The sequence below is a fragment of the Dyadobacter subterraneus genome (assembly GCF_015221875.1).
Classification (GTDB): domain Bacteria; phylum Bacteroidota; class Bacteroidia; order Cytophagales; family Spirosomataceae; genus Dyadobacter; species Dyadobacter subterraneus.
Genome location: NZ_JACYGY010000001.1, coordinates 612,406 through 626,717, shown reverse-complemented (window position 1 = coordinate 626,717; position 14,312 = coordinate 612,406). Strand labels below are relative to the sequence as shown.

Below are 14,312 nucleotides of genomic sequence, written 5' to 3'. Positions count from 1 at the left end.
TTAACGATTCAAATGAAAACAATTCGCTACCTCCTGATTGCAGGAGTTGTGCTGGTTATGTCTTTAATTGTTCCATCCAAATCTTTGGCACAATTAAGTATTTCCGGTCAGCTTCGAACACGCTCAGAGCTTCTTCACGGTCAGGGTTCTCCCCTTTCCAAAGGAAGTAAACCAGCATTTTTCACTTCACAACGCACACGTTTAAATGTTGGATACAAAGGATATCGAACACAATTTTACATTTCAGCCCAGGACGTAAGAGTCTGGGGACAAGACGCTTCCACAAACAATCGCGTTGTAAATGCCAATTTAAATGGCTTTATGCTGCACGAAGCCTGGGGAGAAATCAGTTTACTGGACACTAATTATACGAAACTTGGAAAGGAATTCTCCATAAAAATCGGTCGCCAGGAATTACTATATGACGACAGCCGATTATTGGGAAATCTGGATTGGTTACAGCAAGCAAGACGTCACGACGCGGCATTGATTAAGTATAGCGACAAAGGTTTTACTGCACATCTTGGCTTTGCGTATAACCAGAACAGTGAGCTAAAAACGGGTACACTATACAATGGAATTCCTAACGGATATGCGGCTGGAACGAATGGAATCGGGACAATGTACAAGTCGATGCAGTTCGGATATTTCGGCAAAAAGCTGAGCCAGGGAAATGTTTCGTTTCTGATTTTAAAAGACGATTTTCAAAAATATAGCTTAACGCAAGCCGGAGCAAAAACTTCTGAAAAAGGCGTGAATAGCCGCGTGACATTAGGTCCGTTCATTCAGACGAAACTTGGAAAAAGTGTAAATCTGACGGCGAGCGCTTATTTGCAAAAAGGAAAAGATAAAGACGGACAGAGCTTATCGGCTTATATGTATTCGATCAAAGGAATTTACGATGTAAATAGATTTATTTCGATCGGACCGGGTTTTGATTATACATCAGGAAGCGGCTCTGGCAGTTCGAAAAACAGAAGTTTCGACCCACTGTACGGAACACCGCATAAGTTTTGGGGACAAATGGATTACTTCTATGCCGCGAATGGATTCGGAAAAGGTGGATTGTCCGACTTGTTTTTAAGCAGCACAATCAGAGCATCTTCAAAACTTTCCATCCAGGCTGATCTGCATCAATTTTCAAGCGCGGCTCAGATTAGGAATGCGAAAGATGAAAAGCTGAGCAGCAATTTTGGAGAAGAACTCGACATTATCGCGACTTTCAATTTAACAAAAACGATAAGTTTTCAGGGAGGATACTGCACATTTTTACCAACCAATTCACTTGCTCAGGCCAAAGCGGTGACTGATCCGCAAAAAATGGCCAACTGGGCTTATCTGATGATCAGCATCAAACCAGATTTTCTGAAATAATCACAATACTATCGATTTCAAATTCTACATCACTCTTATTATCAAAAGTTTAAAACGTATTGAACTATGGAAATGTCGAATAAACCGTTACAGAAATTAAATATTTTCAGTGCAAAAGGCGTTCAGATGCGGACTTTCCACTTAACCTGGATGGCATTTTTTCTTTGCTTTTTCGGCTGGTTCGGATTGGCTCCACTGATGACCGTTATTAAAACGGATTTAGGTTTAACAAAAGGACAAATCGGAAACATTATCATCGCTTCCGTTGCAGCAACTGTTATCTCCCGGATCGCCGTTGGAAAACTTTGCGATTCCTGGGGACCAAGAAAAACTTATACTGCACTACTAGGAATTTGCTCCATACCGGTCATGACAGTCGGTTTAGTCCACTCCTATGAAGGATTTTTACTTTTCAGATTGGCAATCGGCGTAATCGGCGCTTCGTTTGTGGTTACGCAATATCACACTTCAGTAATGTTTGATAAGAAAATCGTAGGAACGGCTAACGCAGTTGCTGGCGGCTGGGGAAATTTGGGTGGCGGTGTTACCAATATGGTTATGCCTTTGATTTTCGCAGGTTTCATCGGCGCAGGTTATTTGCCTGAATCAGCATGGCGTTTGGCTATGATTGTACCGGGCGTGGCGTTGTTGATTTTCGCTTTTGTCTATTATTTTTTCACTAAGGATACACCCGCTGGAAATTTTGATGAACTGTCGGAATTCAGCCAAAATTCTGCTGTTAAAGTAAAAGGAACGATGACAATGGCTATGAAAGATCCTCGTACCTGGGCGCTTTTCCTTGCTTACGGAGCGTGTTTCGGTATTGAAATTACTTTCGATAACATCGCCGCATTATACTTTTTCGAAAACTTTAACACAACACTGGCGGTAGCGGGGATACTTGCAGGAACATTCGGTTTCATGAATTTATTTGCCCGTGCTTTGGGTGGAATTGTCGCCGATAAAGTGGGATTGAAATATGGAATGTTGGGAAAAGGCCGCTTGCTGGCACTTTTGCTGGCGATGGAAGGAATTGGTATCGCGCTTTTTGCTCAAAGCTCAACATTGGCAATTGCCGTAGCCAGTATGTTATGTTTCGCGATGTTTTTGAAAATGGCCAATGGCGTAACCTATGCGATTGTACCTTTTGTCAACCAAAAAGCAATTGGCTCCGTGAGCGGAATTGTAGGTGCAGGCGGAAATGTGGGGGCCGTGCTGGCAGGTTTTCTTTTCAAATCCAGTTCCATATCTTATTCTCAGGCATTTGTCTACATAGGCGTGGCGATAGCCTGCGTCGCTGCGGTTGTCGCTCTGGTAAATTTTGATAAAATGCGCTCCACAATTACCGAACAGGCTACACTTGAAACTGCAAATTCTTAATCAGTAAATAACTTCTTTTGCTATGAAAACTTCGTCTGATACCTATAAATCTACTTGTTGCTATTGCGGCGTGGGTTGCGGCGTGGTTGTAACAAAGGAAAATAACGGCCGGTTAAGTCTGGAAGGGGATAAGGAACACCCTTCCAGCAAAGGTATGCTTTGTTCAAAAGGAATGAATTTGCATTACACAGTGATGGATCAGTCTGACCGGTTGCTTTACCCGCAAATGCGGCTGAACCGTTCGATGCCTTTGCAACGTGTTACCTGGGACGAAGCGCTGGACAGAACTGCTGCTGTTTTTAAAACACTGATAAAAAAATTCGGTCCGGATTCGGTTGCTTTTTATGTTTCCGGACAATGTTTGACGGAAGAATATTACCTGGTCAACAAGCTGATCAAGGGTTTTATTGGTTCCAATAATATCGATACCAATTCCCGGCTTTGCATGAGTTCTGCCGTGGTTGGCTACAAACTTTCGCTGGGCGAAGATTGTGTTCCGGTTTGTTACGATGATATCGAAGAAGCTGATGTTTTCTACGTAACGGGCGCAAATCCAGCCTGGTGTCATCCGATTTTATGGCGCAGAATGGAAGCGCATAAAGCAGCAAATCCACAGGTCAAAATTATCTGTGTTGATCCACGAAAAACCGATACGGCGCGGTCGTCTGATCTGTATTTAGGAATTGTACCCGGAACGGATATTGTTTTAAACAACGCAATCGGACGCATACTGATTGAAAAAAATTATATCAATCAGGATTTTATAGAAAAACACACGGACGGATTTTCTCTTTTCCAGGAAAAAGTTTTTGAAAGAACAATTGACGAAGCTGCCGAAATCTGCGGGATTGATGCAAAGGATATTTACCAGGCCGCAGAATGGATTGGCGGGTCGAAAGGATTTCTTTCTCTCTGGACAATGGGTTTAAATCAATCGGTTATTGGTGTAAATAAAAATCTTTCACTGATTAATCTTCATTTGATAACCGGAAAAATTGGAACGCCTGGAAACGGCCCGTTTTCCCTAACTGGACAACCCAATGCGATGGGCGGCCGTGAAACAGGCGGACTTGCCAATATTCTTCCCGCACACCGCGATGTGACCAATGCTATACACCGGGAAGAGATGGAGACATTTTGGGATAGTCCCGTAAAAATCGCACACAAACCGGGATTTACGGCTACCGAAATGTTTGAAGCGCTTGCCGATGATCGTTTGAAAGCAATCTGGATTATAAATACCAATCCACTAGTGAGTATGCCGGATATCAACATGGCGGAAAAAGCACTGAAAAATTCGCGGTTTGTAGTAGTACAGGATGTTTCGAATCTGGCTGATACGGTTCATTTTGCAGATGTAGTTTTGCCAGCGGCTGCATGGCTGGAAAAAGAAGGAACGATGACCAATGCGGAAAGGCGGATTACCTACCTGCCAAAAGCACTGGAAGCACCTGGAGAGGCTTTACCCGATTCAGAAATCATCTGGAAGTTTGCTCAGAAAATGGGTTTTACAGATGCTTTTAATTACAAAAATACATCTGAGGTGTATGACGAATATGTCAAAATCACTGCCAATACAAATGTTGATGTTTCGGGAGTTAGTTATGATTTACTGAAAAATAAACGCAGTGTTCAGTGGCCTTTGGCAGCAAAAAAACTAACAAATAACGAGACGATAGCAACAAGCGAAGAGCCGGATATTATACTATCCTCAGCAGTTGGAACGAAACGACTTTTTACAGATCATAACTTTTACACCCCTAACAAAAGAGCGCAGATTTTCGCGATCGCGGATGAAAATACATCCGAACCAACGGACGAAAATTTCCCATTAGTGCTGACAACCGGGCGTATTCGTGACCAATGGCACACGATGACGAAAACCGGCAGGGTCACAAAACTGAAACAGCATATACCGCAACCCTTTTTACAAATTCATCCGAAGGATGCGGAAGCAAGAAATATAACAGAAGGAAAACTTGTTGTCGTGAAAGGGAGGCGCGGTGAAGTTCGTGTGAAAGCGCAATTGAGTGAAGATGTGCGTCAGGGATTATGTTTTTTGCCAATGCACTGGGGAAAAATCCTGGGCAGCAATTTAGGAAGAGCCAACAACCTTACCAATTCGATGGTTGATCCCCGGTCGAAAGAACCGGATTTTAAGTTTTCGGCGGTTGAGGTTTCATTGTATAAAAAACCAGTTGAAAAAATCATCATTATCGGTGCGGGTTCGGCTGGTTTGGGTTTTGTCAACACTTACCGGACGCTCAATCAGGATGACGAAATTCATGTTTTTTCCAAAGAAATTTATCCGTTTTACAACCGCGTTCTTCTTCCCGACTATATTAGCGGCGAGCAAAGCTGGGAGCAGCTTGTAAAACTGCGGGAAGAACAATTCTCAGACGCCAATATCATTGTTCATAAAGGAATCAGCATTGTTCACATTGACAGGAAAAATAAAATTTTGACTGATAGTAAAGGCAATGAGCAGAGCTATGATAAACTGATTCTGGGCATGGGCAGCAGGTCGTTCAAACCCAAAGGAGTTCCGGAATTACCCGGTATTTTCAACATGCGTTCAAGAATGGACGCGGATAGACTTTTGCCTTTTGTAAATCAAAAAGACGCGCATGCGGTAATTGTAGGCGGTGGAATTTTAGGTCTGGAACTGGCTGCATCTTTCCGCAAAATGAATGTCCGGGTAACCGTTATCCAACGCAGCGGGCGATTAATGGAAAGACAACTGGACCCACTGGCGAGCGAATTACTTTATCAGGATTTAATGGATCGGGGCATTGAAATTTTCTTTAACGATGAAGTTTCAACCTATAAAGGGACTGATAAAGTTGAAGGAATATTATTGAAGTCGGGTAGAAAAATAGATTGTCAGGTTGTTGTACTCGCCATTGGTACAGTTCCGACCATTGAACTGGCGCGCGAGGCAGGAATTGAAAATAAGCGTGGAATTTTGGTCAACGACTACATGCAAACTTCGGACGAATCCATCTTTACCGCCGGAGAAATTGCCGAGTGGCGCGGACAAATGTGGGGAATAACTTTGGCTGCTGAACAACAGGCGGAGGTTGCGGCGCATTTCATAGCAGGCGATATTTCTCAGCCTTATCAAGGTAGCGTTTCCATGAATATTTTAAAAATGGAAGGTCTGCACATGAGCAGTATTGGAATGACGGAAGCACCCGTAAACGACCCGACTTATGAAGAGATTGTCTTTATTGACAAAGCGAAAAGATATTACAAAAAATGCATCGTTCATCAGGACAGGCTGGTTGGTGCCATTTTAATTGGTGATAAAAATGAATTTCTGGAATTCCGGGATCTGATTGCAAAAGGTACCGAACTGTCGGAAAAACGGCTGCAATTATTAAGGGCGAGTCAAAATGCTGATCCGATGGAAGGAAAACTGGTTTGTTCATGCAATAATGTTGGTCAGGGAAATCTGGAAAAAGCGATTCTTGAAGGATGTAATGATGTTCAGAAGCTTTGTCAGAAAACAGGTGCCGGGACAGGCTGCGGATCATGCCTGCCAGAAGTTCGCGCGATTTTCGAGAGGATGGAAATGGTGACGGTTTTATAAAATGATTCGATGACGCAAACACCTAAATCCAAATGTTGCGAACACCCAAATCCGATGGGCGATGCCCACCGCTAAGATATGACGCCCTTTCAGGGCTATGATGGTCGAAATCCCTAACCCTGAAAGGGCGGGATATCTTAGGATGGGGCAACGCCCTATCGCACCGAAAATCCCGAGTCGGACATTAAAATAATAAATCATCAAAACAACCATGCGCGATTATTTCACCATAAAAATCAACCTCCCCGGAGGCATCGTTTCACCGGGATATCTCATAGACATCCTCACGATCGCATGGGAATCAGGTATTCGCAAAGTACGCTTTGGAGCGCGTCAGCAATTATTGCTGACCGTTCATTACGAAGTGGTTCGTTTTATTGAAAAAGACCTTCAAAAGCTCAATATAAATTACGAGCTGAATACAGAGAAATATCCAAATATCATCAGTTCCTATTGCGGTGAGGAAGTTTTTAGAACCGGACAATGGCTTGGCAGTAATGAATATCATTCTGTGCTGGATAGTTTCGACTATCAACCTGAATTGAAAATCAATATTTCCGATTCCAACCAAAGTTTTACACCTTTTTTCACTGGAAATCTAAATTTTGTTTCATCACCTGAACCGCATTACTGGTATCTGTACATACGATTAAAACAAAGCGATACACTCTTTCGCTGGCCGGAATTAATTTACACCAACGAAATTGGAAGACTTTCAAAAGTTTTGGAAAATGGCATGCTTCATCAGCCATGCGAAAGTGCTGAAAATCTTTTTGAATCAGTAAGAAATACAACAACCTATATTTCAATTCCGGCGAGTCAGGAACTGGAATTACCTTCCTTTTCACTTCCGTATTATGAAGGATTTAACCGGTATGAATCAAGAACATGGCTGGGATTATATCGGCGTGATGAATTATTTTCCGTTGAATTTTTGATAGACTTATGCCTGCTTTGTCTCAAAACGCGTGTGGGCGAATTGTGCGTCACACCTTGGAGATCATTGATTATCAAAGGCATTGAAGACAATCACCGCTCCTCATGGAGTAACATTCTTGGCAAACACAATATAAATGTGCGTCACGCTGCGAACGAACTCGCGTGGCAAACAGAAGATCATACCGAAGATGGGACACGGTTGAAAGACTTTTTGGTACGTTACATAGAAAAAAATGACACGCGGACTTTCGGACTTTCTTTTGGAATACAAACACGCGCTAAGTCAGAAGTTTTTGGTTCTGTTTTAATCCGAAAAAGGCCGCTTATTCAAATCGCACAGCTCTCACTTTTTAGTGTTTATGATTTGTATTACACTGAGAATTTCAATCCGAATAACCGAAAACACATTCTGTTTGAAAGAGGGTTATTCAAAATTCATTTGCCGTGGCAGCTTGAAAAATTATGCAGAAAATTCAATAATCGCCGTTCGCTGGAAAACACCGAGACTTTCCATATTGAAGAAGAGCCAAAAGAAATAAGTGCTTTACTATCAACCGTTCACCAATGTCCAAACTGCCTGACGATTTATCATCCCGAATACGGCGACATATTGAATAATGTTTTACCGGGAACGACTTTTGACTCGTTACCTGGGGATTATTGCTGTGCAACTTGTGGCACCGAAAAAAATGAACTGGTTGAAATTAAATTACCTGCCTCCGTTTTATTTTAAATGATATCGAAATGAAAACCGAAACCATCACTCCTTTTTTCTTCGATTTTGAAAGTGATTTTGTGGAATCACTTCGTTGCATTCCAATGATTGTCCGTTACAAACTGGATAGCTGCGGCATCAAATTAAAACTTCCTGAATGGGTAAAAATAAGTGTTGAAGAAAAACATCAACTTGCATTTTTACCCTGTTATCTGGATTCGGAAGTTAGGTTTTATGGTGAGTTTGTACAAAAACTGGTTTGGAAGTATGCGAATCACGAGGCCAGTTTTCTGACTTCTGTTGATGATTGCTGGAATATTTTGAACGAAATCCCGGAAGAAGTACAGACGAAAACAGCTGAATGGAATTGTCCTGTTTTGTCAGACAAACAATGGATTGAGCTCAACACGCTTCAACGTTTTGCTTTGGTAAAATTAAGTAGATCAGGACATGAAGGGAAGAATTTCCCACGGGCAATGCAGGAGTTTGGTTTAATGCGCTAAGCCCTATCTGCAATCGGGGCGACCTGCATAGGGTTTAAATGGTTAGGCGTTTGTAACGCCCTCCGATAATTGTTTCAGTTTATTATGCCAGATCTCAACATTACGTTATCATTTCACGTCCGACTTTTCCACCAACACCGAAGTTATCCGATTCAACTCATCCACTTTATAAGCAAAATCCCCTTTCAACATATCCCTGACTGCTTTCAATTGCTCCATAGCCGTTTCCAGATTATCAGGCAGCGCTTCATTCAAAACCTCTTTCAGCCGTTTTGCCATGGTTGGCGACATTCCATTTGTCGAAATTGCCACTTTCAAATTACCTTTTCTAACAACAGAAGAAAGATAAAAATCACAGAGCGGCGGAGTATCGGCTACATTACAAAGTATATGCTTTTGCCGGGCGACTGATTTAATTCTTTTATTTTCTTCCTTATCATTCGTCGCAACTATGACCAGATCTTTTTCCACCAAATCTTCATCTTCGAATTTCCGCTCAATTAAAGAAAGTCTCTCATTAACAACAGCGATTTCACGAATTTCCTGCCGGATTTCTGGCGAAACCAACGTTACGGTAGCCTCAGGAGAATTATCCAAAACCGCAGTAATTTTTTCCAAACCAACATATCCACCGCCAATGATAAGCGTATGAAGATTTTCAAGTTTCAGAAATATGGGAAATAGGTTATTCAAAATTTAGATTTTAAATGTTAATATCTATTCCCGCTTGTTTTAGAATAGCAAGAAATGTTCCTTTTTTCAGATCTTTTCCTCCATGAAACGGCACTATGGCCGTTTTGTCAGACTCCTTATTGTAAAAACCTGATGCGACCCTTTCGATCTTTTAAAAATAAAACCATTAGATTCTAAAAGTTTTATCAAATATTTCGGCGATAAGTTCACGCAACAAGACTTAGAGAATATTCCAACGTGTTACTATCGTCCGGAACAGGTTCTCCTCGTTCTATTAATTCTTCAACATATAAAGAAATAGCTTCCTTCGCCATTTCCAGTGCTTCATCTATACTTTCGCCATAAGTTATGCATCCCGCAAGAGCCGGAACGAAAACTGTATAACCACCATCAGCTTCCGGTACGAGCCTTAATTTGAATGTATAGTTCATGTCTACAAAATTTAATCTAGGGATAATGCTGCCTCTGTGGTTCTCTTCAAACCTCTGTGTAACATACAACACAAATTTACAAGATTAATGTCATATTTCGGATTAACTATTTGATTTTATAACTATTCCAACAAGTTGCATTTTTACAATCTCTATCTTATCCGTACCTTTGCGGCATGATCGCGATTACGAACCTCAGTTATTATCTTGGCGACCGTGCACTTTACGATGGCGCGTCGCTTCATATTAAGCCAAAAATGAAAATTGGCCTTATTGGTCTGAACGGAACGGGGAAATCCACTCTGCTTCGGATGATCGATGGGGAATACCAGCCGGACGAAGGGCGCATCTCTAAATCAGGAGATTGCACGATTGGCTTCCTGAACCAGGATTTGCTTTCTTATCAAAGTGACGAATCAATTTTGGCTGTTGCCATGCAGGCTTTTGAGCGCCAAAATCAACTTCAGGTGCAGATTGATAATATCCTGCACGAAATGGAGCATAATTACCGCGACGAACTCGTGGATAAACTTGCCAAAGTTCAGGATGAATTTGATGCGTTGGACGGTTATACAATCCAGTCAAAAGCAGAAGCAATTCTTGAAGGACTTGGTTTTGTTACGGACGATCTACACAGGCCATTGAGATTATTTTCAGGTGGATGGAGAATGCGGGTTATGCTTGCAAAATTGCTTTTGCAAAAACCATCTCTTTTAATGCTCGATGAACCTACCAACCACTTGGACTTACCGTCTATTCAGTGGGTGGAAAAATATGTTCAGAGTTATGAAGGCGCTGTGATTGTGGTTTCTCACGATAGAGCGTTCCTGGACAATACCGTTGATACAATTGTTGAAGTTTCGGGAGGGAAATTGAATTTGTACTCCGGAAATTACTCTTACTATCTGGAAGAAAAAGCATTGCGTAACGATATCCAACGCGGAGCTTTTGAAAACCAGCAGGCGAAAATTAAACAGACAGAACGTTTTATCGAACGTTTCAAAGCCAAAGCAACAAAATCCAAACAAGTACAAAGCCGGGTTAAGGCACTTGACAAAATGGAAGTTGTGGACGCGGTTGTTGACGAAAACGCAAAAGTTCATTTCCGTTTCCAATTTACAACCCAGCCGGGCCGCCACGTTTTTCAATTGGAAGATGCCTCGAAAGCTTATGGCGATAAAGTAATTCTGGATCATACCAGTATTACGATGGAGCGTGGTGATAAAATTGCGTTGATTGGTGCGAACGGACGCGGAAAATCTACGGCGTTACGCGTTGTTGCCGGTACTGAACCGATTGAAGGAAAAAGAAGATTGGGTCATAATGTAATGTTTACGTTCTACGCACAGCATCAGCTGGAATCTCTGAACATTAATCACAATCTTTTAGAGGAACTTAAATACGCCAATTCAACAAAAACGGAAACCGAATTGCGTACAGTTCTGGGTTGTTTCCTTTTCTCCGGAGACGATGTATTTAAAAAGATCAAAGTCCTTTCAGGAGGAGAAAAATCTCGTGTAGCCTTGGCAAAAGTTTTGCTTTCACAAGCGAATTTCCTGCTGCTCGATGAACCTACCAACCATTTGGACATGCAGTCGGTGAACATTCTTATCCAGGCTTTACAGCAATACGAAGGAAGTTATATCGTCGTTTCCCACGATAGATATTTCGTTGAATCGATTGCAAATAAAATCTGGTATATCGAAGATCACCAGATTAAGGAATATCCTGGTACCTATGTTGAATACGAAAGATGGATTGAAGAGCGCGGATTACAGTCAGCTGTGAGTGAGAAAGCAACCGTGAGCAGTGCGCCACCACAAGTAAAAAGCAATCAGGCTACGAATAATAACGGAAACGCGCAAAAGAACATAAATAAAGCAACTTCCGCCGAAGATGTTCAGAAATTGAAAAAAGCGAAGAAACAGGTTGAAGAACTTGAAGCGACTATCAATAACCTGGAATCTAAGAAATCCGAAACCGAAGCAAAACTGGCTCAGCCCGAGGTGTACAACGATTCTGCAAAACTTGCCGAATTAAATCGTTTTTATGCCGACGTAAAGAAGAAGCTTGACCAGGCAACCGAATCATGGGAAACTGCTATGATGGAGGTTGAAGAATTGGGTTGACAAATTATTAGCGTCAGAATATAAAAAATGGTCATTTCGGTATAAACTGAAATGACCATTTTTATAATAATCTATCTAATCATTTAATTCAAATCTTCTGTTTGAGCATAGATATCTGTCATTGCCAACGTTAAACCAACACTCTTCATTTCCAACCGGTCATTCAGATTATATGCTTCTGAGGCCAGCACCCAGAATCCTTCTTCATTTTTGCGAAAAACTTCCGCCGCATAAGAACGTGAATTTATTAGAACATATTCCTGTAAAGTGCTGATGCTACGGTAAAAATGAAATTTCTGTCCGCGATCGTGCGCCTCTGTACTTTCAGACAGTACTTCGATAATAATTGCTGGATTTAGTATTGTATCTTTTTTATTATCCAGATACTGATTTTTATCACAAACAATTAATAAATCCGGATATGTGTAAAGACCTGTTTCGGGAATATGAATTCTTTGGTCGCTTGAAAATGTTCTGCACGACTTTCCTTTAAAAAAACCTCCAATTTCAATTGAAAGATTCTCTACAATCCGATTATGGTTATGATCCGCTCCGGCCATAGCAAAAATCTCACCGTTATAATACTCACTCTTATAACCGGCGTCACGTTCTATATCCAGATATTCTGCTTCTGAATAATGTTTTTGCGGTGGTACTGCCATATTGTTTCTGTTCTGGAATAAAATACTTAATTATGTTAATAAACATCGTCGTCATTCATACGTTGTCTTTATCTGATCGTTACATTTTTGCAACAAAATAACTTATGCGCTATATCTTTTTTACCCTTTTAAGTCTGACTTTTATAACCGCAAATGCGCAATTTCCGGATATGCGTCTGGAAGATTTTATTTATAATGACGACATTAAAACTGTCTTATTATACCCCGGAATTGAGGATAAGGAAAATCCTACCAGACTGATCTCACCGCCAATCATCCCAATTCAAAGCACCTTTCCGCTTGTTCTGGAATTTGATGATATGACGACAAACATGACAGGATTACGAGCCAAAATCTTTTCATGTAATGCAGACTGGACCAAATCAAACCTAAACGATATTGAGTTCACCTATGAATATAACGATTACCCGATCACGACTTATGAACAATCGTTCAGTACGAAAGTCCCATATACACATTACAGATTTGAAGTGCCGAAATTAAAATTATCCGGCAATTATGTTTTAATGGTTTATACCGACAGAGGCAAAAAAGTGCTTCTGACAAGGAAATTTATGATTTATGATACAAAGGTTGGCATTACTGCACAGGCTCGTTTCTCGCAGGGAATACAGCAACAATTCACAGATCAGCAGATTGATTTCAGTATCAGCTATAAAGGCTATAATCTGATTTCTCCGCAACAGGACCTGAAAGTATTTATCCGTAAAAATTTTCGTTGGGATCAGGTTAAAACCGGTTTTAAGCCAACAAACGTTCAGCCTTTTGACCAGCTTTTGGAATACACTTTTTTCAACCTTGAAAATACATTTCCGGGTGGGAATGAATTCCGGTATTTTGATAGCCGCACTTTATCAGGACGTGGTTATGGTGTTTATGAAATTGATCGCGCAGCAGACCAGACAAGTCTGGTAATTACGCCTGACAAATCCCGCTCGGATAACGGTTATTTGCAGATTGAAGATTTGAATGGTCAATACATTGTTGATCAGAAAGAATCGGGTCGTGGCAGCGTGGAAGCTGATTACACACCTGTACTATTCACACTAAAAGTTGCGGAAGATCCTGACGCAACCTTCTACGTCAATGGCGCGTATAATCTATGGCAGCTTAATGACCGCAATAAAATGGAATACAACGCTGACGCAAAAGCATATCAGTGCCAAATCCTTATTAAACAAGGTGTCATCAATTACGATTATACAACAGTCAGGGTTGGTCAAAAGCCGGATGAGGGCAACATTGAAGGAAATTATGCTGTGACAGAAAATGATTATGACATTCTTATTTACCACCGTCCGCCAGCAGGGCGTTCAGATTTATTAATCGGTTACAAAACTATTGAGTGGAATAGAAGAAGATAATATTTATTTTTCTTAAAATGATCTAATTTTTTAATAGATTAGTATATTATGGATATAAAAGACACCTATGCATAAATCACCTCTTATGAAAGCGAACTCACCGGCCTGGAATTTAACACCAAACTTGTATCTCACAAGAAATGAAACTGAAATTATTGATTGTCTGGTTGACCATCATGAAATGCCGGTAAAATTTGAAGAAGATCAGGTAATATCCTTTTTCAATGTTACAGATTTATTTCTTGTGCTCTATTTTTCAAAAAAAGAAGACAGGGGTTTTCAAATGTATGTGGTCAGGGATTTTTCTGTCAATGTCAATGAACTGATTTTACTCCACCAGCTTTTCGACAGACTAATTATTGACGGATTAAGCGTCAATATTTTACAAAAAGCGCAGTTCCAGATTGATAATATTATTTATATGGCCGATACTTTCCGGGCAATGATTCACAAAGATCTGGCCAATCAGATTGAAGATTGAAAATGGCTTGGGATAAGTCAAAAACGAG

11 protein-coding genes and 1 pseudogene are annotated in these 14,312 nt (G+C 40.9%); 8 read left to right on the top strand and 4 right to left on the bottom strand.

Going from position 1 to position 14,312, the window contains the following annotated elements; all coding sequences use genetic code 11:
* Window positions 1-12 precede the first annotated feature (12 nt).
* From IEE83_RS02710 to IEE83_RS02690, 5 genes are all read left to right on the top strand, one after another.
* Window positions 13-1,374: an alginate export family protein gene (locus tag IEE83_RS02710; protein WP_194119087.1), complete on the top strand. Its 1,362-nt coding sequence runs from the start codon at window positions 13-15 to the stop codon at window positions 1,372-1,374.
* A gap of 66 nt (window positions 1,375-1,440) precedes the next feature.
* A complete protein-coding gene (locus IEE83_RS02705) occupies window positions 1,441-2,754 on the top strand; it encodes an MFS transporter (RefSeq protein ID WP_194119086.1) in 1,314 nt (437 codons plus the stop codon).
* Window positions 2,755-2,776: 22 nt separating this feature from the next.
* On the top strand, window positions 2,777-6,346 hold the full coding sequence (locus tag IEE83_RS02700) for a nitrate reductase (protein ID WP_194119085.1): 3,570 nt from the start codon (window positions 2,777-2,779) through the stop codon (window positions 6,344-6,346).
* A gap of 211 nt (window positions 6,347-6,557) precedes the next feature.
* The gene (locus IEE83_RS02695; RefSeq protein ID WP_194119084.1) at window positions 6,558-8,018 is read left to right on the top strand and encodes a rubredoxin; all 1,461 of its coding nucleotides are present in this window, start codon (window positions 6,558-6,560) and stop codon (window positions 8,016-8,018) included.
* 11 nt (window positions 8,019-8,029) lie between these two features.
* Window positions 8,030-8,503: a nitrate reductase associated protein gene (locus tag IEE83_RS02690; RefSeq protein WP_194119083.1), complete on the top strand. Its 474-nt coding sequence runs from the start codon at window positions 8,030-8,032 to the stop codon at window positions 8,501-8,503.
* Window positions 8,504-8,611: 108 nt separating this feature from the next.
* Here IEE83_RS02690 and IEE83_RS02685 read toward each other — a convergent pair whose 3' ends face one another.
* The 3 genes and pseudogenes from IEE83_RS02685 to IEE83_RS02675 form a co-directional block, all read right to left on the bottom strand.
* Window positions 8,612-9,196: a precorrin-2 dehydrogenase/sirohydrochlorin ferrochelatase family protein gene (locus IEE83_RS02685; protein ID WP_194119082.1), complete on the bottom strand. Its 585-nt coding sequence runs from the start codon at window positions 9,194-9,196 to the stop codon at window positions 8,612-8,614.
* Between the two features lie 10 nt (window positions 9,197-9,206).
* Window positions 9,207-9,406 (bottom strand): annotated as a pseudogene (locus IEE83_RS33245) (type II toxin-antitoxin system HicA family toxin).
* Window positions 9,403-9,627, bottom strand: a complete 225-nt coding sequence (locus IEE83_RS02675) for a type II toxin-antitoxin system HicB family antitoxin (RefSeq protein WP_194119081.1) — start codon at window positions 9,625-9,627, stop codon at window positions 9,403-9,405. Before IEE83_RS02675 ends, IEE83_RS33245 begins: the two are co-directional and overlap by 4 nt.
* Before the next feature lie 176 nt (window positions 9,628-9,803).
* Between IEE83_RS02675 and IEE83_RS02670 the strand changes: the two genes are divergently transcribed.
* A complete protein-coding gene (locus tag IEE83_RS02670; RefSeq protein ID WP_194119080.1) occupies window positions 9,804-11,756 on the top strand; it encodes an ABC-F family ATP-binding cassette domain-containing protein in 1,953 nt (650 codons plus the stop codon).
* Between the two features lie 83 nt (window positions 11,757-11,839).
* Here IEE83_RS02670 and IEE83_RS02665 read toward each other — a convergent pair whose 3' ends face one another.
* Window positions 11,840-12,418, bottom strand: coding sequence for a Uma2 family endonuclease (locus IEE83_RS02665; RefSeq protein WP_194119079.1), 579 nt, complete (start codon window positions 12,416-12,418; stop codon window positions 11,840-11,842).
* Window positions 12,419-12,522: 104 nt separating this feature from the next.
* On the opposite strand from IEE83_RS02665, the gene IEE83_RS02660 reads away from it, so the two are divergent.
* Together IEE83_RS02660 and IEE83_RS02655 are read left to right on the top strand one after the other, a co-directional pair.
* The gene (locus tag IEE83_RS02660; protein ID WP_194119078.1) at window positions 12,523-13,803 is read left to right on the top strand and encodes a type IX secretion system plug protein; all 1,281 of its coding nucleotides are present in this window, start codon (window positions 12,523-12,525) and stop codon (window positions 13,801-13,803) included.
* A gap of 85 nt (window positions 13,804-13,888) precedes the next feature.
* Window positions 13,889-14,284 (top strand): hypothetical protein, encoded by a 396-nt coding sequence (locus tag IEE83_RS02655; protein ID WP_194119077.1) that lies wholly within the window; start codon window positions 13,889-13,891, stop codon window positions 14,282-14,284.
* Window positions 14,285-14,312 lie beyond the last annotated feature (28 nt).